The following is a 22,570-nucleotide window of genomic DNA, read 5'->3' on the forward strand; positions in this document are numbered from 1 at the left end:
CGCCGCAGCCCGGCCCTATTGGCGATCCGCCTTGGCGACTAATTATTTCCAGACGTCATCCGTTCTCATTGGTGAATGGTTCCGGGTAACGAGCCCCGGCCAGACAGCATTCCCATGCCTTGCGCGGTCGGCGTAGACCGCGCCCTGCATGCCCTTGAGGGGCGTGACGCAGCAACCCGATTCCACTAGCAAGCCGAATTCAGGCAGGAAACCTCATGACCGACGCGTTCGAACTTCCCAGCACCCTGGTCCAAGCCCTTCAGCGCCGCGCGGCCCTGACGCCGGATCGGCTGGCCTTGCGTTTTCTCGCCGAAAGCGAAGAGCAAACGGTGGTGCTCAGTTATCGCGAACTCGATCAGCGTGCCCGCACGATTGCTGCCGCCCTGCAAGCCGAGGCTGAATTCGCTGATCGCGCCGTGCTGCTGTTTCCCAGCGGCCCGGACTACGTCGCGGCGTTCTTTGGTTGCCTGTACGCCGGGGTCATCGCGGTACCGGCCTATCCGCCGGAATCGGCCCGTCGTCATCACCAGGAGCGCCTGCTGTCGATCATTGCTGACGCCGAACCGCGCCTGCTGCTGACCAGCGCCGAGCTGCGCGACGCCTTGCAGCAGATCGAAGGCGCGCCGCCGTTGCTGTGTGTCGACACTCTCGACAACGCACTCGCCGAAGGCTGGGTTGAACCGACCCTGCCGGCCGATCACATTGCCTTCCTGCAATACACTTCCGGTTCCACTGCACTGCCCAAAGGCGTGCAGGTCAGCCACGGCAATCTAGTCGCCAACGAACTGTTGATTCGTCACGGTTTCGGTATCGATGTGAACCCGGACGACGTGATTGTCAGCTGGTTGCCGCTGTACCACGACATGGGCTTGATCGGTGGTCTGCTGCAACCGATTTTCAGCGGCGTGCCGTGCATCCTGATGTCGCCGGCGTACTTCCTTGGTCGGCCACTGCGCTGGCTCGAAGCAATCAGCCAATACGGCGGCACCATCAGCGGCGGGCCGGATTTCGCCTACCGCCTGTGCAGCGAGCGAGTCAGCGAATCGGCGCTGGAGCGCCTCGACCTGAGCCGCTGGCGCGTGGCCTATTCCGGCTCCGAACCGATTCGTCTCGACACCAATGAGCGCTTCGCCGAGAAGTTCGCCGCATGTGGCTTCAGCGAAGACAGTTTCATGGCGTCCTACGGTCTGGCGGAAGCCACGTTGTTCGTTGCTGGCACGCCGCGCGGCACCGGCATTCCTGCGCTGCGCGTGGACGACCAGGCCTTGGCGCAGAACCGTGCCGAGCCCGGCGACGGCAGCCCGATCATGAGCTGCGGCATCAGCCAGCCGGAACACGCGGTGTTGATCGTCGAGCCCACCCACCTGCAAGAGCTTGCCGACAACGCCGTCGGCGAAGTCTGGGCCGCCGGGCCGAGCATTGCTCTCGGTTACTGGCGCAACCCGGAGGCCAGCGCCAAGACTTTCGTCCAGCACGCGGGGCGTACCTGGCTGCGTACCGGTGACCTCGGTTTCATGCGTGACGGCGAACTGTTCATCACCGGTCGCTTGAAAGACATGCTGATCGTGCGCGGCCACAACCTCTATCCGCAGGACATCGAGAAAACGGTCGAAAGCGAAGTGGAAGTGGTGCGCAAGGGCCGGGTCGCGGCGTTCGCGGTCGCTCAGGATGGTGAAGAGGGCATCGGCATCGCTGCGGAAATCAGTCGCAGCGTGCAGAAAATCCTCCCGCCCGAAGCGCTGATCAAAGCCATTCGCCAAGCGGTGGCCGAGGCGTATCAAGAGGCACCGAGCGTGGTGGTATTGCTCAATCCGGGCGCGCTGCCGAAAACCTCCAGCGGCAAATTGCAGCGTTCGGCCTGCCGCAACCGCCTGGCCGATGGCAGCCTCGACAGCTATGCAGTGTTTCCTTCGACCCCTTGCGAAACCCCGGATGCGCCGGCAACCGCCTCGGAGCTCGAAGCCCTGATCGGCAAGATCTGGGCTGAGCAACTGAACGTCAAACAGGTCAACGCCGACGATCACTTCTTCCTGCTCGGCGGTAACTCGATCGCCGCGGCGCAAGTGATCGCTCGCGTGCGTGAAGAACTGCGTCTGGAGCTGAATCTGCGCCTGTTGTTTGAAGCGCCGACCCTGTCCGCATTCGCCGCCGCTGTGGCGCAACAGCAACAGGATGGCGGCAGCGCCCAAGGCGAAATCTGCGCGTTGTCACGCAGCGAGCCGATGCCCCAATCGCTGGCGCAGAACCGCTTGTGGATCACCTGGCAACTCGATCCGCAAAGCAGCGCCTACAACATTCCCGGCGCCCTGCGTTTGCGCGGCGAACTCGACGAAGACGCATTGCGCGCCAGCTTCCAGCAACTGATTGAGCGCCACGAATCCTTGCGCACGCGCTTCTTCGAACGTGATGGCGTGGCGTTGCAACAGGTCGACGCGACAGCAGAGTTCAACCTGCAACTGATCGACATCAGCGACCTGCCGGCCCATGAGCGCGAAGCCCGCGCCCAGCAGATCCGCGAAGACGAAGCGCGCACGCAGTTCGATCTGGAACAAGGCCCGCTGCTGTGGGTGACGCTGATCCGGCTCGATGACGAAGATCACCAACTGCTGGTGACGCTGCATCACATCATCGCCGACGGCTGGTCGCTGAACGTGTTGATCGATGAGTTCTCGCGCCTGTATGCCGCCGCTTCCCAAGGCCAGCGAGCTGAACTCGCGCCACTGCCAACCCAATACGCCGATTACGGCAGCTGGCAGCGCCAATGGCTGGCGCAAGGCGAGGGCGAGCGGCAACTGGCGTACTGGAAATCGCAGTTGGGTGATGAACATCCGACGCTGGAGCTGGCCACCGATCATCCGCGCGCTGCCCAGCAACTTCACAGCGCCGCGCGCCATAGTGTGCGTCTGAGCGTCAGCCTCAGCGAAGCGATCCGCAACACTGCACAAGCTCATGAAGCCACCCCGTTCATGCTGTTGCTCTCGGCATTCCAGGGCCTGTTGCACCGCTACAGCGGGCAGCGCGATATTCGCATCGGCGTGCCCAATGCCAACCGTCCGCGCCTGGAAACCCAAGGCCTGATCGGCTTCTTCATCAACACCCAGGTGCTGCGCGCCGAAGTCGATTCGCGCCTGTCGTTTATCGAGTTGCTGGCGCAAACCCGCCAGGCTGCACTCGGTGCTCAGGCCCATCAGGATCTGCCGTTCGAACAACTGCTCGAAGCCTTCCCGCAGGCTCGCGAACAAGGCCTGTTCCAGGTCATGTTCAACCATCAGCAACGTGACCTGAGTGCGCTCAAACGTCTGCCGGGTCTGCTCGCCGAAGAGCTGCCGTGGCACAGCCGCGAGGCCAAGTTCGATCTGCAACTGCACAGCGAAGAAGATCGCAACGGGCGCCTGAGCCTGTCCTTCGACTACGCCGATGAACTGTTCGACGCAGCGACCATCGCGCGACTGGCCGAGCACTTCAGCAATCTCTTGCGCGAGGTCTGCGAGCAACCGCAACGCGCCATCGGTGATCTGCAACTGTTGGCCACCGCCGAACACGATCAGCAAAAAGACTGGAGCGTCGCCCCGTGCACTGCGGCACAACAATGGCTGCCGGCGTTGCTCAACGAGCAAGTGCGCCAGACCCCGGAGCGCACTGCGCTGGTGTGGGACGGTGGCAGCCTCGATTTCGCCGAACTGCATGCCCAAGCCAACCGACTGGCGCATTACCTGCGCGACAAAGGCGTCGGCCCGGATGTCTGCGTGGCCATCGCCGCCGAGCGCTCGCCGCAGCTGTTGATCGGCCTGCTGGCGATCATCAAGGCCGGCGGTGCCTATGTGCCGCTGGACCCGGATTACCCGGCCGATCGTCTGGCCTACATGCTCAGCGACAGCGGCGTCGAACTGTTGCTGACCCAGACCGAATTGCTTGATCGTTTGCCGGCCAGCGAGGGCGTCAGCGTCATCGCCATGGACGCGTTGCATCTGGAGAACTGGCCAAGCCAGGCACCGGGTCTGCACCTGCACGGCGACAACCTCGCGTATGTGATTTACACCTCCGGCTCCACCGGCCAACCGAAAGGCGTCGGCAACACCCACGCGGCACTGGCCGAACGTCTGCAATGGATGCAGAACAGTTATCGTCTCGACGAAACCGACGTGCTGATGCAAAAGGCGCCGATCAGTTTCGACGTGTCGGTGTGGGAATGCTTCTGGCCGCTGATCACTGGCGCGCGTTTGCTGATTGCCGGCCCGGGTGAACACCGTGATCCGCATCGCATCGCACAGCTTGTTCAGCAATACGGCGTGACCACGCTGCACTTCGTGCCACCGCTGCTTGCGTTGTTCGTCGACGAGCCGCTGAGTGCCGAATGCACCAGCCTGCGCCGGGTGTTCTCCGGCGGCGAAGCCTTGCCCGCAGAGTTGCGTAACCGGGTACTGGCGCAACTGCCCGCGGTGCAACTGCACAACCGATACGGCCCGACCGAAACCGCGATCAACGTTACCCACTGGCATTGCACAACGGCCGATGGCGAGCGTTCGCCGATTGGCCGACCGCTGGGCAACGTGGTTTGCCGCATTCTCGACGCTGATCTCAACCCCGTGCCGGCTGGCGTACCGGGTGAGTTGTGCATCAGCGGCATCGGTCTGGCCCGGGGTTACCTCGGCCGCCCAGCACTGACCGCCGAACGTTTCGTCGTCGATCCATTGGGCGAGCAGGGCGAGCGCTTATACCGTACCGGCGACCGCGCACGCTGGACGGCCGACGGCGTAATCGAATACCTCGGTCGTCTCGATCAGCAGGTCAAACTGCGTGGCTTCCGCGTCGAACCGGAAGAAATCGAAGCGCGTCTGCTCGCTCAAAACGGCGTCGCCCAAGCCGTGGTGCTGGTGCGCGAAACCGCTGCCGGCGCCCAGTTGATCGGCTACTTCACCGTGACCGATGCCAGCGAAGATCAGGACGCGCAGATCACTCGCCTGAAAACCGCATTGGCCGCCGAGCTACCGGAATACATGGTCCCGGCGCAACTGATGCGTTTGCACGAAATGCCCCTGAGCCCCAGCGGCAAACTCGATCGTCGCGCCTTGCCCGAACCGCAGTGGCAAGTGCGCGAACACGTCGAACCGGTGACTGAACTTGAGCAGCAGATCGCCGCGATCTGGCGCGAAGTGCTGGGCCTGACGCAAGTCGGCCTGCGCGACGATTTCTTTGCCCTCGGTGGGCACTCGCTGCTGGCCACGCAAATCATCTCCCGCAGCCGTCAGGCCTGCGACGTCGAACTGCCGCTGCGCGCCTTGTTCGAACACAGCGAACTGGGTGATTTCGCCGAGCAGATCCGTCTGATCCAGGCCAGCGGCCGCACCAATAAACAGCCGCCGATTGAAAAAGTCGACCGCAGCCAACCGGTGCCGTTGTCCTATTCGCAACAGCGCATGTGGTTCCTCTGGCAGATGGAACCGGACAGCCCGGCGTACAACGTCGGCGGCATGGCGCGCCTGCGCGGCGTGCTGCATGTCGAGCGTTTCGAGGCCGCGTTGCAAGCACTGATCCTGCGTCACGAAACCCTGCGCACCACGTTCCCGAGCGTCGATGGCGTGGCTCGTCAGCGCGTGAATGCCGAGACTGGCGTGCGCATGGACTGGAAGGATTTTTCGAAACTGGCGGCTGATGTCCGTGAGCAAAACGTCCAGCAGTTGGCCGACGAAGAAGCGCACCAGCCGTTCGATCTGGAAACCGGCCCGCTGCTGCGCGCCTGCCTGGTCAAAACCGCCGAGCACGAACACTATTTCGTCCTGACCCTGCACCACATCGTCACCGAAGGCTGGGCGATGGATATTTTCGCCCGCGAACTCAGCGCGCTCTACGAAGCGTTCGTCGATGATCGCGATTCGCCGCTGGAGCCGTTGCCGGTGCAGTACCTCGACTACAGCGTCTGGCAGCGCAACTGGCTGGAGTCCGGCGAGCGTCAGCGTCAGCTCGACTACTGGACCGCGCAACTCGGTCGCGAACACCCGCTGCTGGAGTTGCCGGGCGACCGTCCGCGTCCGCCGGTGCAAAGCCATCAGGGTGAACTGTTCCGTTTCGACCTCAGCGACGACCTCGCCGCCCGCGTCCGTACCTTCAATGCGCAAAATGGTCTGACCCTGTTCATGACCATGACCGCCGCACTCGCTACGCTGCTCTATCGCTACAGCGGCCAGACCGACCTGCGCATCGGCGCGCCGGTGGCCAACCGCATTCGCCCGGAAAGCGAGGGGCTGATCGGTGCGTTCCTCAACACCCAAGTGCTGCGCTGCCAGCTCGACGGGCAGATGTCGGTCGGCGAGTTGTTCGAGCAGGTTCGCCACACGGTAATCGAAGGGCAGTCCCATCAGGACCTGCCGTTCGATCATCTGGTTGAAGCTTTGCAGCCGCCACGCAGCGCTGCTTACAACCCGTTGTTCCAGGTGATGTGCAACGTGCAGCGCTGGGAGTTCCAGCAGAGCCGCATGCTCGCTGGCATGACCGTCGAGTACCTGGCCAACGATGCACGAGCGACCAAGTTCGACCTCAACCTGGAAGTCACCGACCTCGACCATCGCCTCGGTTGCTGCCTGACGTACAGCACCGATCTGTTCGACGAACCGACCATCGCACGCATGGCCAAACATTGGCGCAACTTGCTGCAAGCGCTGATCGCTGATCCGCAGCAGCGCCTGAGCGAACTGCCGCTGCTCGATAAACCTGAACAGCAGCAACTGCTCGACAGCCTTGGCATCGAGCCGGGTGAGCATCGTCTCGATCAGTGCATCCACCATCTGTTCGCCGAGCAAGCGCTGGTGCGCAAGGACGCCCCGGCCCTGACCTTCGCCGGGCAGACCCTGAGCTACGCCGAACTCGACGCCCGCGCCAATCGTCTGGCCTGGGCGCTGCGTGAGCGTGGGGTCGGGCCGCAAGTGCGGGTTGGCCTGGCGCTGGAGCGTTCGCTGGAAATGGTTATCGGCCTGCTGGCGATTCTCAAGGCTGGCGGCGCCTACGTGCCGCTGGACCCGGAATACCCGCTCGACCGTCTGCATTACATGATCGAAGACAGTCGCATTGGTCTGCTGCTCAGCGATCGAGCGATGTTCAAAGCCCTCGGCGACCTGCCGCCAAGCGTGGCGCGCTGGTGCCTGGAGGAGGACAGCGCGGCACTCGCCGCTTACCCGGCCAGTGAGCTGCCATTTATCAGCCTGCCGCAGCATCAGGCGTACCTGATTTACACCTCGGGGTCGACCGGCAAGCCGAAAGGCGTGGTGGTCTCCCACGGCGAAATCGCCATGCATTGCCAAGCGGTAATCGAACGCTTCGGTATGCGTCCGGACGACTGCGAGCTGCACTTCTATTCGATCAATTTCGACGCCGCCACCGAGCGTCTGCTGGTGCCATTGCTCAGCGGTGCACAGGTGGTGCTGCGTGCGCAGGGCCAGTGGGACGCCGAGGAAATCTGCGGGCTGATTCGCACCCATCGCATCAACGTTTTGGGGTTCACTCCGAGCTACGGCAGCCAGTTGGCACAGTTCCTCGCGACGCAAAACGAAATCCTCCCGGTGCGCATGATCATCACCGGCGGCGAGGCGCTGACCGGCGAACACTTGCAACGGATTCGCGCGGCGTTCAAACCGTCGATGTTCTTCAACGCCTACGGCCCGACCGAAACCGTGGTCATGCCGCTGGCCAGTCTGGCCCCGGACGTGCTGGAAGGGGGCGCCGGCAGTGTGCCGATCGGCAGCGTGATCGGTGCGCGTGTCGCCTACATTCTTGATGCCGATCTGGCGCTGGTGCCGCAAGGCGCGACCGGTGAATTGTTCATCGGCGGTGCCGGGCTGGCGCAGGCCTATCACGACCGTGCGGGCATCACTGCCGAGCGCTTTGTCGCTGACCCGTTCGCCACTGAGGGCGGGCGCATGTACCGCACCGGCGACCTGGTGCGCCAGCGTGCCGACGGCTTGGTGGAGTATCTGGGGCGGATCGACCATCAGGTGAAAATCCGTGGGTTCCGTATCGAGTTGGGCGAAATCGAAACCCGTCTGCTCGATCACGATTCGATCCGCGAAGCGGTGGTGCTGGCGCTGGATGCGCCGAGCGGCAAGCAACTGGTTGGCTACCTCGTCACCGAGATCGCTGAGCAAGGTGAAACCAAACAGGCTGAACTGCGTGACGCGCTGAAGTCGCACCTCAAGGCGCAATTGCCGGATTACATGGTGCCGACGCACCTGATCCTGTTGGCAAGCATGCCGCTGACCGCCAACGGCAAACTCGACCGCCGTGCCTTGCCGGCGCCGGACCCGGAGCTGAACCGTCAGAGCTACGTGGCTCCAAGCAATGAACTCGAGCAAACGCTGGCGCAGATCTGGTGCGAAGTGCTCAACGTCGAACAGGTAGGCCTCAACGACAACTTCTTCGAACTCGGTGGTGATTCGATTCTGTCGATTCAAGTGGTCAGCCGAGCGCGGCAGCAGGGCATTCACTTCAGCCCGCGTGATCTGTTCCAGCACCAGACCGTGCAGACGCTCGCCGCCGTGGCCAGCCGCACAGAACAGGTGACGGCCGAGCAAGGATTGGTAGCCGGTGAGTCGCGCCTGACGCCGATTCAGCATTGGTTCTTTGACACTGCAATCCCTGAGCGTCAGCACTGGAACCAGGCGTTGTTGCTGGAACCGACCGCAGCCCTTGAGCCGCTTCGTCTGGAGCAAGCGTTGCTGGCGGTGATCGAGCAGCACGACGCCTTACGCCTGCGCTTCACTGAAGTGGCTGGCGAATGGCACGCAACGCATCAACCGGTGTCCGAAGTCGCCGTGCTGTGGCAAGTGCGCGTCACCTCGATGGACCAGTGTGCGGCACTGTTTGCCGATGCCCAGCGCAGTCTCGATCTGGAAAGCGGCCCGCTGTTGCGCGCCTTGCTGGTCGATGGCCCGGATGCTCAGCAACGCCTGTTCATCGCCATTCACCACTTGGTGGTCGACGGTGTGTCGTGGCGCGTGTTGCTTGACGATCTGCAAACCGTGTATCGCCAACTCGATACCGATCAGTCGGTGGAGCTGCCGGCGAAAACCAGCGCCTTCAAGGACTGGGCGGCGCGCTTGCAGGCTTACGCTGGCAGCGAATCCTTGCGTGAAGAACTCAACTGGTGGCAGACCCAACTGGCCGGTCCGAACGCTGATCTGCCTTGCGAAAATCCGCAGGGTGGCCAGCAGAATCGCCATGCACAAACCGTCAGCGTGCGCCTTGATGCCGAGCGCACCAGACAATTGCTGCAACAGGCGCCGAGCGCTTATCGCACCCAGGTCAACGACCTGTTGCTGACCGCATTGGCCCGTGTGATATGCCGCTGGAGCGGTCAGCCATCGGCGCTGATTCAACTCGAAGGTCACGGCCGCGAAACCCTGTTCGACGAGATCGACCTGACGCTCACCGTCGGCTGGTTCACCAGCGCTTACCCGCTGCGCCTGACCCCGCACAACATCGAAGAGGCCGCCGGGCAGGGCGCTTCGATCAAGGCGATCAAGGAGCAACTGCGCGCTGTGCCGCACAAAGGTCTGGGTTATGGCGTGCTGCGTTATCTGGCCGATGACCTCAGCCAGCGCAGCATGGCGGCGTTGCCCAATGCCCAGGTCACCTTCAACTACCTCGGCCAGTTCGACCAGAGTTTCGGCAGCGATGCGCTGTTCCGTCCGCTGGACGAGCCGGTTGGTGCGGCCCACGACCCGCAGGCACCACTGCCCAACGAGTTGAGCGTCGACAGTCAGGTCTATGGCGGTGAGCTTTTGCTGCGCTGGACTTTCAGCGCCCAGCGTTATGACGCGCAGACCATCAGTGAGCTGGCCGATGCCTACCTCGCTGAACTGCAAAGTCTGATCAGCCATTGCCTGCGAGACGAGGCCGGCGGTCTGACACCGTCAGACTTCCCGCTGGCCAGACTGACCCAGGCGCAACTCGATGCACTGCCGGTGCCCGCCGCGCACATCGAAGACGTCTATCCACTAACGCCGATGCAGGAAGGCATGTTGCTGCACACCTTGCTCGAACCGGGCACCGGTCTGTACTACATGCAGGATCGCTACCGCATCAACAGCGAACTCGACCCTGAGCGTTTCGCTCAGGCCTGGCAAGCGGTGGTCGCCCGTCATGAAGCTCTGCGTGCGTCGTTCTGCTGGAACGTCGGCGAAGACATGCTGCAAGTGATCCACACCCCGGGTCGTACGCCCATCGAGTACCTGGACTGGAGCGCCATTGCCGAATCCGAGCAGGAACCCAAGCTGCAAGCGTTGCTGAAAAGCGAACGTGAGGCCGGGTTCGATCTGCTCAATCAGGCGCCGTTCCACCTGCGGCTGATCAAGGTCGGCGCGGCGCGTTACTGGTTCATGATGAGCAACCATCACATCCTCATCGATGCCTGGTGCCGCTCGCTGCTGATGAACGACTTCTTCGAGATTTACACCGCCCTCGGCGAAGGTCGCGAAGCACAGTTGAGCGTGCCGCCGCGCTACCGCGATTACATCGGTTGGCTGCAACGCCAGAGCCTGGCCGAAGCACGGCAGTGGTGGCAGCAGAACCTGCAAGGGTTCGAGCGCACCACACCGATCCCGAGTGATCGTCCGTTCCTGCGTGAACACGCCGGTGAGAGCGGCGGTATGGTCGTCGGTGACCGCTACACCCGTCTGAATGTCGAGGATGGCGCCCGTCTGCGCGAGTTGGCTCAGGCCCATCAACTGACCATCAACACGTTTGCCCAAGCGGCGTGGGCCTTGGTGCTGCGCCGTATGAGCGGGGATCGCGACGTGCTGTTCGGTGTGACCGTGGCCGGGCGTCCGGTGGACATGCCGCAGATGCAACGCACCGTCGGCCTGTTCATCAACAGCATCGCGTTGCGGGTGCAGATCCCGGCGGACGATCAGCGCGCCAGTGTGCGTCAGTGGCTGAGCGGTTTGCTCGACAGCAACATGCAGCTGCGTGAGTACGAATACCTGCCGCTGGTGAGCATTCAGGAACAGAGCGAACTGCCCAAAGGCCAGCCGCTGTTCGACAGCCTGTTCGTGTTCGAAAACGCCCCGGTTGAAGTCTCGGTACTGGACCGTGCGCAGAGCCTCAACGCGACGTCGGATTCGGGCCGGACCCACACCAATTTCCCGATTACGGCGGTGTGCTACCCGGGCGATGATCTCGGTTTGCACTTGTCCTATGACCAGCGTTACTTCGACGAATCGACCATCGAACGCATGCTCGGTGAGTTCAAGCGTCTGCTGCTGGCGCTGGTCGATGGTTTCCATGGCGACATGGCCGACCTGCCATTGCTGGGAGCCGAGGAACAGGACTTCCTCCTGCACGGTTGCAACCAGAGCGCCCACGATTATCCGCTGGAGCAGAGCTACGTTGCGCTGTTCGAAGCGCAGGTTGCCCAGCATCCGCAACGTGTTGCGGCCAGTTGCCTCGATGTTCGCCTGAGCTATCAGGCGTTGAACCAGAATGCCAACCGCCTCGGCCATGCACTGGTCGCGGCCGGGGTGCAGATGGATCAACCGGTGGCGTTGCTGGGCGAACGTAACCTTGATCTGTTGGGCATGATCATCGGCAGCTTCAAGGCGGGTGCCGGTTACCTGCCGCTGGATCCGGGTCTGCCGAGTCAGCGTCTGCAACGGATCATCGAGCTGAGTCGCACGCCGGTGCTGGTCTGCAGCGAAGCATGCCGTGAACAGGCGCAGACCCTGCTCGATGAATTCAACTGCGCCAATCGTCCACGGTTGCTGGTGTGGGAAGAGGTGCAAGCCGCCGCGACATCGGCGCAGAACCTCGGCATTCACAGCGGCCCGGACAACCTCGCCTATGTGATCTACACCTCGGGTTCGACCGGCCTGCCGAAAGGCGTGATGGTCGAGCAGCGCGGCATGCTCAATAACCAGTTGAGCAAGGTGCCGTACCTGAACCTGACTGACGCCGACGTGATCGCGCAAACCGCTTCGCAAAGCTTCGACATTTCGGTCTGGCAGTTCCTCGCCGCGCCGCTGTTTGGCGCACGGGTCGACATCGTGCCGAACACCATCGCCCACGATCCGCAAGGTTTGCTGGTGCATGTGCAGGCACAGGGCATCACTGTGCTGGAAAGTGTGCCGTCGCTGATTCAAGGCATGCTCGCCTCGGATCGTCTGAGCCTCGATGGTCTGCGCTGGATGCTGCCGACCGGTGAAGCGATGCCGCCGGAACTGGCGCATCAGTGGCTGCTGCGTTACCCGGACATCGCTCTGGTCAACGCTTATGGCCCGGCGGAATGTTCCGATGACGTGGCGTTTTACCGCGTCGATATGGCTTCGACTCGCGGCAGTTACTTGCCGATCGGTACGCCGACCGACAATAACTTGCTGTACCTGCTCGATGGCGCACTGGAGTTGGTGCCGTTGGGTGCGGTGGGTGAGTTGTGTGTCGCCGGGACTGGCGTTGGTCGTGGATACGTCAGCGATCCGCTGCGCACCGCGCCGGTGTTTGTACCGAACCCGTTCGGTGCACCGGGTGAGCGTCTGTATCGCACTGGCGATCTGGCACGGCGCCGCAGCGACGGCGTGCTGGAGTACGTCGGCCGGGTCGACCATCAGGTGAAGATTCGCGGTTACCGGATCGAGCTGGGTGAAATCGAAGCGCGTCTGCATGAACAACCGGAAGTTCGCGAGGGTGCGGTGGGTGTGCAGGAAGGTGTCAACGGCAAACACTTGGTTGGCTATTTGGTGGCGGCGGATAGCGCGCTCAATCCGAGCGAACGTCTGGAACGCATCAAACAACGCCTGCGCTCCGAGCTGCCGGAATACATGGTGCCGCTGCACTGGTTGTGGCTGGAACAACTGCCGCTCAACGCCAACGGCAAACTCGACCGCAAGGCCCTGCCGGCGCTGGAGATCGGTCAGTTGCAGAGCGAGGATTACCTGGCCCCGCGCAATGACCTGGAGCAGACCCTGGCGGATGTCTGGGCCGAGGTGCTGAAGGTCGAGAAGGTGGGCGTGCGCGACAACTTCTTTGAACTGGGCGGGCATTCGTTGCTGGCGACGCAGATTGCTTCGCGGGTACAGAAAACCCTGCAACGCGACGTGCCGCTACGGGCGATGTTCGAGTGCAGCACGGTGGAGGCGTTGGCCGAGTACATCGACGGGTTGGCGGCGAGTGATATCACCGAGGACAAAGTTGATCGCTTGAACGATCTGATGGCGGAGCTGGAGGGGCTTTGATGCTCTAGCGCCTGAACAGGCCTCTTCGCGAGCAGGCTCGCTCCCACATGGGGTTTGTGTCGATCACAGTTCCCTGTGGGAGCGAGCCTGCTCGCGAATGGCGGCGGTACATTCGCGTACATGTCCAAGGTTGACGATCAGCAACCGGCAGCTCAGTCTGCCGGTTCTCTTTTTTGTCGCGGGGGTGGTCGATGCCTTTTTTCACGGTTGACGGACAAGCACTTCATTACATTGATCAAGGCTCAGGCCCGGCAGTGCTGCTGGCCGGCAGCTATTTGTGGGACCAGGCGATGTGGGCACCACAGATCGCTGCACTGTCGCCGCATTATCGGGTGATCGCGCTGGATCTCTGGGGCCATGGCGAGTCCGGACGGTTGCCGGAAAACACCCGCTCGCTGGACGACATCGCCCGTCAGGCGCAGGCCTTGCTCGATCATCTGGAGATCGATCAGGTGACTTTGGTGGGGCTGTCGGTCGGCGGCATGTGGGGCGTGCGTCTGGCCCTGTCGGCACCGCAGCGGCTCAAGGGTCTGGTGTTGATGGACACCTATGTTGGTGTCGAACCCGAGCCTACCCGTCAGTACTACTTCTCGCTGTTCAAGCAAATCGAAGAAAGCGGCGAAATCTCCGAGCAGTTGCTCGACATCGTCGTGCCGATCTTCTTCCGGCCCGGCATCGATCCACAGTCGGCGCTGTACCAGGATTTTCGCGCGAAACTCGCGGCGTATTCCTCTGATCGTCTACGCGAAAGTATCGTGGCGATGGGCCGTATCACCTTTGGCCGTGATGACCTGTTGCCGCGTCTGGGCGAGCTGAATGCCGCGACGACGCTGGTGCTGTGCGGGGATCAGGACAAACCACGACCACCGTCGGAAGCACAGGAAATGGCCGAACTGATCGGCTGCCCATGGATGCTGGTGCCGGAGGCGGGGCATATCTCCAATCTGGAGAATCCTGAGTTTGTGAATGAGGCATTGCTGAAGTTTTTGGCTCAGCACAACCGTTAGACCACGTCATCGTTCTTCGCGAGCAGGCTCGCTCCCACAGGGGGGATCTGCACAGAATGTGTGATCACCTTGGCCACTGTGGGAGCGGGCTTGCCCGCGAAGAGGCCGGGTCAGGCAATAAAAAATCTGGAGTTACTTGGGCCCGAGAATCTTCGCCAGTTTGTCCGGCGTCGGCGCGCCTTGCTGCTGTTGCAGCTCACCCTTGTCGTCCATGTAGAAGATCGCCGGCGTCGCCTGCAACTCCAGGTCTTCCATCAACTGCATGTTCGCCGCGAGTTTGCTCTGCACCGCCGCCGGAATATCCTTCAACGCCTTGAGCGAGCTGCCCTTGCCGGCCTTTTCGTGATCGGCCAGCGCCTTGGCGGGATCCTTGGCCGCCAGCAGCGCGGCGGATTTGCCCGGGCTGTCTTCGCGGATGATGCCGACCATGATGTGCCGTAGCTGCACCTTGCCGGCCTTGACCCAAGGTCGCGCCTGCTCCCAGAACACGTTGCAGTACGGGCAGTTCGGGTCGCTGAACAGGTATACCGTGCGCGGCGCGTCCTTGTTGCCGTCCTGAATCCAGTTACTCGCCTCGAACCTGGCCCAGACTTCCTTGGCCATTGGCGCGTAGACCAGTTTCTGCAGCGGTTCGCTGCTGAGGTCTTTGCCATCGGCGTCGTATAGATTACCCAGCAGCACGTGCTTGCCGTCCGGGGTCAGGTACAGCGCCATGCCGCGGTTCTGGTATTGCGCCGCGTAACCGCGCAAACCGTCCGGGGCGTCGAACTGGCCGACGATTTTGGCGCCCTTGGCTTCGATCTGCTTGATCGCGGCAGGCAATTCTTCAGCAGCCTGAACCGACGGCAGTTGCAGCAGGGCAGTGCCCAGAGTCAGCGTCAGCAGGTGGCGGAGGCGGGGCATGGCAGTTTCCTTGAAGAGGTGGCCGGTGCGGCAGTTGGATTCGGGGTGTCGAAATTTTCCAGGGCGCGAGCCAGGCTGGCGTTCGACAACTCGCCCAGGTGACTGGCCAGCAAGCGACCATCAGGGCTATAGAACAGGGTAGTCGGCAATGCCATGGAACCCACGGCCTGACCCAATCGGCCACTGCGGTCGAACAACACGTTGGTCAGGCTCAAACCCTGGGTTTCGAGAAAGGTGGCAACGCTTTGCATGCTTTCGGCCTGATTGACGAACAAAAACGTCAGGTCCGGGCGTTGCTGTTGGGCACTTTCCAGCACCGGCATTTCACGCCGGCACGGCGGACACCAGGTCGCCCACAGGTTGATCACCAGCGGGCCACCCTGATAATCGCTGAGTTTGACGGTTTCTCCGGCGGCGTTGCGCAAAGAAATCTCCGGCAGTCGCGTGCCCTGTTCGTAGATGTTCAACGACAGCGTCGCCATCAACCAGAACAACACACCGCTGGCCACGCCAAAGCCCAAAGGCCGGCGCAAACCTGGACGACGCCAGCCGCGATACAGCGCCGCGAGCAGCAGGACGATTACCCCCGGCCAGGCGAGAAAGCCGCCATCGCGCAGGTCAACGATCTGCCAGGGATCGTTGCGGTAGTGGCTCCAGTACAGCGCAACAAACGCCACACGCGCCGCGAGCATGCCGAGCAGAAACAGGCTGAACAATGCCGACTCGGGGTTATCGCCCCCACGCTTGGCCACTCGCCAACCGACGAAGGTCGCCAGCGCCAAGGCACTGATCAGCAGCAGGTGATTAAGCGCGATGGCAAAGGTGCCGAGGGTGAGCGTCAGCATTAATTGGCGTCTCGGGTGGTGGTCCAGCGTTGCAGGAACGTATCGGCATCCACTTCGCCGGTGATGCGCTGGCTACGGCGCTCTTCGCCGTCGGCGCCAATCCAGACAAAGCTGGGTGGCCCCGGCACTTTATAGCGACCGAGCAATTCGCGGCTGGCGTTATTGTCAGCGGTGACATCCAGTCGCAGCAGGCGTACATCACTCAGCGCCTGCATGACCTTGTCCTTGCCGAACACTTGCTTCTCCATGACTTTGCACGACACGCACCAGTCGGCGTAATAGTCGAGCAAGACCCATTGACCCTGGGCCTTGGCCATATCGAGCTCGCGTTGCAGGGCCGCCGGATCCTTGATCGTGGTGAACGCGTCATGAGCACTCGGCGCCGCGTTGGCAACGCGCCCGGCGCTGTAGACATGCAGCGGCTGATACGGATCGTCGCTGCCGCCCGCGGCGCCGATGACCAGCAAACTGCCCCATAACCCGAGGATCAGCGAGGTGGCGCCGAACAACTGCGCAATACGGCCGAAACCTTCGGACTGTTTCCAGGCGCAATAGGCCGCAATCAGCAGCAGAGCACCACACAAACCGAGCCATAACGACGCATCCAGAACCGGACGCAGCATCAGCAATGCGGTAGCGAGGAACAGGAAACCGAACACGCCCTTGAGCAGATTCATCCAGTCGCCGGGCTTGGGCAGGAAGCGATTACCGACGGTCACCAGCAGCAACAGCGGCACACCGATGCCGATGCCCAGCGAGAACAGGATCAAACCGCCGTGCAGCGCATTACCGCTCTGTGCGATGTACAACAGCGCACCGGCCAGCGGCGCGGTCATGCACGGACCGACCAGCAGGCCGGACAGCGCGCCGAGCACACCGGCGCCGATCAGGCTGCCACCGCTGCGGCTGCGTGAAGCGTGTTCGAGGCGGTCACGCAGGGCCACCGGCAACTGCAGTTCAAAGAAACCGAACATCGGCAGCGCCAGCACCACAAACACTGCTGCGAAAGCACCGAGCAACCACGGGTTCTGCAACCAGGCCTGCAGGTTTGCCCCGAGCAGCGCGGCAATCACGCCCATCGCCGCATACACCAGCGCCATGCAGATCACATAACTGCTGGCTAGCGCAAAACCCCGGCGTGGCGTGGCGCCGCTGCCGACGATCATTCCGGCCAGAATCGGCAGCATCGGCAATGTGCAAGGGGTGAACGCCAACAGCAGGCCGAGGCCGAAAAACACCAGCAGGCTCCAGCCTAGCGCGCGTTGTTGCAGGCTGCTGGCCAGCGCCTGGTCAGGCGCTTCTGCGCCTGTGGCCGAGTTCGCCTGGCCACCCAGGTCAATCACGCGGGTTTGCGGCGGATAACACAGGCCGGCATCGGCGCAACCCTGATAACTGACTTTGATCTGACCGCTGGCCGAGGCCGGGATTTTCACTTCAAGACCCTGGCGGTAGACCAGTTGTTCGCCGAAAAACTCGTCGCTGTGGGATTCGCCCTCGGGCAGCAGCGGCTGCTGATCAGCGCTCAGCCCCTCGAACTTCAAACGTTTCTGGTACAGGTAATAGCCATCGGCGATCTGCCAGAACAGCTGGGTTTCACCGGATTCCAGGCGTTCGTTGGTCAGGACAAATGCCTTGTCGACCGGCAAGAATTCCGGTTTCGTCTCGAATGGATTATTTCCCGCTTGGGCCAAGCCCGAGATCAGCAACGCAAACAATAGAAAAAAATGACGCATGGAGGAGCCTTGTCCCTGTGCAAGTGAGGAGCACAATGGGCGGTGGCGATTAACCGATGATTAACCGTCACGCCCTTGTCGCAGTGGCGTTGGCGGCCATAATGTCAGCTTAATCGGCCAACGGCCTAATCTGCTTTTTTCTACGGGACTCACCATGCACGTATTGGTTTGCGAAGACGATGAGCTGATCGCCAGCGGCATCGTTGCCGGTCTCACGGCTCAAGGGCTGACCGTCGAGCACGTCAACACGGCGTCCAAGGCGCGGGCGATGCTCAAAGTCGCCGAATTCGACGTGATGGTGCTTGATCTCGGCCTGCCCGACGAAGATGGTCTGAAATTGCTGCAGCAACTGCGCCAGCATGGCCTGGAGATTCCGGTGCTGATTCTGACGGCGCGTGATTCGGTCACCGATCGGGTCGACGGCTTGCAGGCCGGCGCAGACGATTACCTGCTCAAGCCATTCGATCTGCGCGAACTGTTCGCACGCCTGCAAACCTTGTTGCGGCGAGTGGCCGGGCGCAGCGTCAATCTGATCGAACACGGCGCGCTGACCTATGACCCAAGCAGCCGCGAAACCAGGCTGGCCGGCAAACCGGTGGACTTGTCGCGGCGCGAACAATCGCTGTTGCAGGCCCTGTTGCATAACCGCGGGCGGGTACTGTCCACCGAGCAGTTGAAGGACAGCGTCTACGGTTTCAACGACGAGTTGGAGAGCAACGCGCTCAACGTGCATATTCACCACTTGCGCAGCAAACTGGGCAAAGGCATCGTCGAAACCGTGCGCGGTCTGGGCTATCGCCTGGGCCCGGCTGATGGTGGAGATCAAGGCCAGTGATGAGTCTGCGATTGCGTCTGAGCCTGACGCTGGGCGCTGCGTTCGCACTGATCTGGGCACTGGCGGCCGCCTGGATGCTCAGCGATCTGCGCAATCAGATGATGTTTTCCCTCGACCAGCGTCTGGTGGCGTCAGCGCGCATGGTCGCCGGGTTGCTGGAGCAGTTGCCGGCGCTGCCGAGCAAGGGCGAGGGCACCCATTTCAGTGCTGAACAGCTGAACATTCCCGGTGGCATGGCCTGTCAGGTCAGTTCGTTGCGCGGGGAAATCCTCGCCCGCAGTCACAACCATCCCGAACAAGCGCTTGAAGCCGAGAAAATGGGTTTCCGTGACCAGATGATCGACGGCGCGCCGTGGCGCAGTTTCACCCTCGCGCGCGGCGATGTGCGCATTACCACAGCGGATCGGCAAATCGAACGCGAAGCGCTGAACATGTCGATCCTGCTGGCCGCTTCGGTGCCGGTCGGCGTCGCGCTGTTGGGGTGCCTGTGCCTGTTGTGGCTGGGGATCGGCCAGGGACTGGCGCCGCTTAACCGCTTGCGTGAAGCGCTGATGCGGCGTAATGCCGACTCGCTCGAGCCGCTGCAACTGCAGTCGTTTCCCAGCGAACTGAAGCCGTTGCTCGATACCCAGAATCAATTGTTCCAGCGCATCGGCAAAACCATCGAACGCGAACGTCGACTGACCGGAGACGCCGCCCACGAACTGCGCAGCCCGTTGACGGCGATCAAGACTCACCTGCAAGTGGCGCGGATGACCGAAGGCAGCGCGCGCGATCTGTCGTTGGCCAAGGCCGAGGAGGGCGCTGATCGGCTGCATCGCACCCTTGAGCAACTGCTGTTGCTGGCACGGGTCGAGGGCAGCCTGTCGTTCGACGACGGTTCGCAATGCAGCGCCGAGCAAGTGGCGAGGCTGGCCATTGCCGACGCCACGGGCGGTGAGCGGCTGCGGATCAAATTGCAATTGCCGGCCGATCTTTCGAAAGCGCCGTTGCAAATGCCGGCGGTGCTGTCGATTGCTGCGCTGCGCAATCTGCTCGATAACGCCTTGCGCCATACGCCCCAGGAGGGGGCGGTGGAACTGAGCCTGGAAACCATTGGCAACCGCGTGCGTTTTGTCGTGCGCGACCATGGCCCGGGGATTGCGCCGGACGATCTGCAGCATTTGACCCAGCGCTTCTGGCGCAACGGGCAGAGCACCGGTTGTGGCCTCGGTCTGGCGATTGTCCAGGCAATCGTCCAGCGTTGCGACTGCGCCCTGCATTTCGACAGCCGCGCCGATGGCCTGCGCGTCGAGCTGACCATGCCGTTGCAGCCCGCCTGAATTCACCACACTCCCTGTAGGCGTTGCCGAAGGCTGCGATCTTGATCGTTGATCGTTCCCACGCTCTGCGTGGGAATGCAGCCCTGGACGCTCCGCGTCCCAAAGATCGCAACCTTCGGCAGTTCCTGCAGGGGGATCTGTGTACGGCACATCAAATGTAACTTCTCTCCATTAGTGATTCGGCGCGGGTGACGTTAAGGTCAGTCAAGCCTTGACTCAATGGATTGAGGGAACAGCGCCATGGAAGCACCCATCTGCATTCGCCCGGCCGTTCTGGCCGATGTCGGCATCATCAGCCGTATCATTGAGCGTTCGATCCGTTTCGGATGTGCGCTCGATCACCGCAACGACCCGCAAATCGTCAGCCTCTGGACCCGGCAACAATCGGCCGATTTCCTTGGTGGCCGGATCGCCGATCCATACTTCTACTTGAGCATCGCCTTGCTTGCGGACAAACCGGTCGGCGTCGCTATGGCTCAGGCCAGTGGAGATATTTCGATTTGCCATGTGCAGCCCGAGTGCTTTCGCCGAGGTGTGGGTCGGGCGCTGATGAGCGACCTTGAAGGGTGGTTGCGGGTTCGCGGGGTATCGCTGGCCAATCTTGACAGCACGCGTACCGGCGAAGCGTTTTACCGCCGTCTCGGATACCGCGAAGCAGCGTTACCGCTGATACACAACGGCTTGCACATCCTGCCCATGAGCAAGCGATTGCCATTGCCAGGCTGACAAGTCGATCAAGGGGCTAAATCCTCGACGCGCTTAAGCGTTTCCAGAACAGGAAAACCTGCATGTGCGCCCCGCGACCGGAGCGCGCACCTGTCTGGTGTGCTGTTTTGGTCACTATCCATAGCGTATTGAGGGGTCGAGAGATGTCAGTCGCCACCAGCCTTATCGAAGAGTCGTCGGCCCGGATCGCCTCCGCGTCAGCCGAAACGCTGTATCAGTTCAATGAATCGCCCTTGCTGGCCCGTCAGGCGCAACAGGAGTCCAATGCCCGCAGCTATCCGCGACGCATTCCGCTGGCCCTCAAGCGCGCCAAGGGCCTGTATGTCGAAGACGTCGAAGGGCGCACCTTCATCGACTGTCTGGCCGGTGCCGGCACGCTGGCCCTGGGGCATAACCACCCGGTGGTGATCGAAGCCATCCAGCGGGTGCTGGCCGATGAGCTGCCGCTGCACACGCTGGACCTGACCACGCCGGTCAAGGATCAGTTCGTCCAGGACCTGTTCGGTCTGCTGCCGTCTGAACTGGCCGCGCAAGCGAAGATCCAGTTCTGCGGTCCGACCGGCACTGACGCGGTGGAAGCGGCCTTGAAACTGGTGCGCACCGCCACCGGGCGCAGCACGGTAGTGTCGTTCTGCGGCGGTTATCACGGCATGAGCCAGGGGGCATTGAGCCTGATGGGCAGCCTGGGGCCGAAAAAGCCGTTGGGTGCCTTGCTCAGCAGCGGCGTGCAGTTCATGCCGTTCCCGTATGACTACCGTTGCCCGTTCGGCCTTGGTGGCGCGGCCGGTGTGAAAGCCAACCTGAGTTATCTGGAAAACCTGCTCAATGATCCCGAGGCTGGCGTGCAATTGCCGGCCGCAGTGATCGTTGAAGCGGTGCAGGGCGAGGGTGGCGTGATTCCCGCCGATATCGAATGGCTGCGCGGCTTGCGCCGGATCACCGAGAAGGCTGGCGTGGCGTTGATTGTCGACGAAATCCAGAGTGGTTTCGCCCGCACCGGCAAGATGTTCGCCTTTGAACACGCCGGCATCACCCCGGATGTCGTGGTGTTGTCCAAAGCCATCGGCGGCAGCCTGCCGTTGGCGGTAGTGGTTTACCGCGACTGGCTCGACACCTGGCAACCGGGCGCCCATGCCGGCACGTTCCGTGGCAATCAGATGGCGATGGCCGCCGGTTCCGCGGTGATGCGTTATCTGGTCGAGCACAAGGTCTGCGAGCACGCTGCAGCCATGGGCGAGCGCCTGAGCGAGCACTTGCGGATCTTGCAGCGCGACTTCCCGCAACTGGGTGATATCCGTGGTCGTGGCTTGATGCTTGGCGTTGAACTGGTCGACCCGGCGGGTGCTCCGGACGCACTCGGCCATCCACCGGCGTTTGCGCGGCTGGCGCCGCTGGTGCAGCGCGAATGCCTCAAGCGCGGTCTGATCCTGGAGTTGGGCGGCCGGCATGGCGCCGTGGTGCGGTTCCTGCCGCCGCTGGTGATCACCGCTGCCGAAATCGACCGTGTCGCCGAGATCTTTGGTCGCGCATTGGCTGCTGCCACCGCGGCTGTGTAAATTTTTTACCGCGCCGAACGTTCTTTCTACATACCCGGCTGCACCCGTTGTGCAGCCCACCCTTACAACGATGGAGAACCAGCATGACGTCAGTATTCGACCGCGAGGACATCCTCTTTCAAGTCGTGGTCAATCACGAAGAGCAGTACTCGATCTGGCCGGATTACAAAGCCGTGCCAGAAGGCTGGCGCACCGTGGGCAAGAGCGGCCTGAAAAAGGAATGTCTGGCCTACATCGAAGAAGTCTGGACCGACATGCGCCCACTGAGTCTGCGCCAGAAGATGGAAGCGCAGGCCGCCGCGCAATAAACCGCGGGCCAAAAACAAACCCGCTGACTGGTGACAGTCAGCGGGTTTTTTCATGGCTGGAATGTGTGCTGCCTTTTAGGGCCCCATCGCTGGCAAGCCAGCTCCCACAGTGAACTGCGGT

General features: G+C 62.3%; 10 protein-coding genes. 7 read left to right on the forward strand and 3 right to left on the reverse strand.

Annotated elements, in window-relative coordinates:
• Positions 1-215: 215 nt before the first annotated feature.
• Together CKW18_RS15630 and CKW18_RS15635 are read left to right on the forward strand one after the other, a co-directional pair.
• The gene (locus tag CKW18_RS15630; RefSeq protein ID WP_095189615.1) at positions 216-13,214 is read left to right on the forward strand and encodes a non-ribosomal peptide synthetase; all 12,999 of its coding nucleotides are present in this window, start codon (positions 216-218) and stop codon (positions 13,212-13,214) included.
• Positions 13,215-13,405: 191 nt separating this feature from the next.
• Complete coding sequence (locus CKW18_RS15635; RefSeq protein WP_095189616.1) at positions 13,406-14,221, forward strand: alpha/beta fold hydrolase; 816 nt, start codon at positions 13,406-13,408, stop codon at positions 14,219-14,221.
• A gap of 132 nt (positions 14,222-14,353) precedes the next feature.
• On the opposite strand, the gene dsbG is transcribed toward CKW18_RS15635, so the two are convergent.
• From dsbG to dsbD, 3 genes are read right to left on the reverse strand one after another with little or no spacing between them, the layout of a single operon-like run.
• Positions 14,354-15,124: a thiol:disulfide interchange protein DsbG gene (gene dsbG, locus CKW18_RS15640; protein ID WP_095189617.1), complete on the reverse strand. Its 771-nt coding sequence runs from the start codon at positions 15,122-15,124 to the stop codon at positions 14,354-14,356.
• Complete coding sequence (locus CKW18_RS15645) at positions 15,100-15,969, reverse strand: TlpA disulfide reductase family protein (RefSeq protein WP_095189618.1); 870 nt, start codon at positions 15,967-15,969, stop codon at positions 15,100-15,102. Before CKW18_RS15645 ends, dsbG begins: the two co-directional genes overlap by 25 nt.
• Entirely contained in the window at positions 15,969-17,702 is a 1,734-nt protein-coding gene (dsbD, locus tag CKW18_RS15650; RefSeq protein WP_095189619.1) for a protein-disulfide reductase DsbD, read from the reverse strand. Before dsbD ends, CKW18_RS15645 begins: the two co-directional genes overlap by 1 nt.
• Before the next feature lie 154 nt (positions 17,703-17,856).
• Here dsbD and CKW18_RS15655 point away from each other — a divergent pair, with 154 nt between their 5' ends.
• From CKW18_RS15655 to CKW18_RS15675, 5 genes are all read left to right on the forward strand, one after another.
• Positions 17,857-18,537, forward strand: a complete 681-nt coding sequence (locus tag CKW18_RS15655) for a response regulator (protein ID WP_095189620.1) — start codon at positions 17,857-17,859, stop codon at positions 18,535-18,537.
• Positions 18,537-19,859, forward strand: a complete 1,323-nt coding sequence (locus CKW18_RS15660) for an ATP-binding protein (RefSeq protein WP_095189621.1) — start codon at positions 18,537-18,539, stop codon at positions 19,857-19,859. Before CKW18_RS15655 ends, CKW18_RS15660 begins: the two co-directional genes overlap by 1 nt.
• 240 nt (positions 19,860-20,099) lie before the next feature.
• On the forward strand, positions 20,100-20,585 hold the full coding sequence (locus CKW18_RS15665) for a GNAT family N-acetyltransferase (RefSeq protein ID WP_095189622.1): 486 nt from the start codon (positions 20,100-20,102) through the stop codon (positions 20,583-20,585).
• Positions 20,586-20,728: 143 nt separating this feature from the next.
• Positions 20,729-22,141, forward strand: coding sequence for an aspartate aminotransferase family protein (locus CKW18_RS15670; RefSeq protein WP_095189623.1), 1,413 nt, complete (start codon positions 20,729-20,731; stop codon positions 22,139-22,141).
• A gap of 83 nt (positions 22,142-22,224) precedes the next feature.
• Positions 22,225-22,449 carry an MbtH family protein gene (locus tag CKW18_RS15675; protein WP_007917715.1) on the forward strand — a complete coding sequence of 75 codons (225 nt, stop codon included), beginning with the start codon at positions 22,225-22,227 and terminating at the stop codon, positions 22,447-22,449.
• Positions 22,450-22,570 lie beyond the last annotated feature (121 nt).

Source organism: Pseudomonas sp. Irchel 3E19 (genome assembly GCF_900187585.1).
Lineage (GTDB): Bacteria > Pseudomonadota > Gammaproteobacteria > Pseudomonadales > Pseudomonadaceae > Aquipseudomonas > Aquipseudomonas baetica.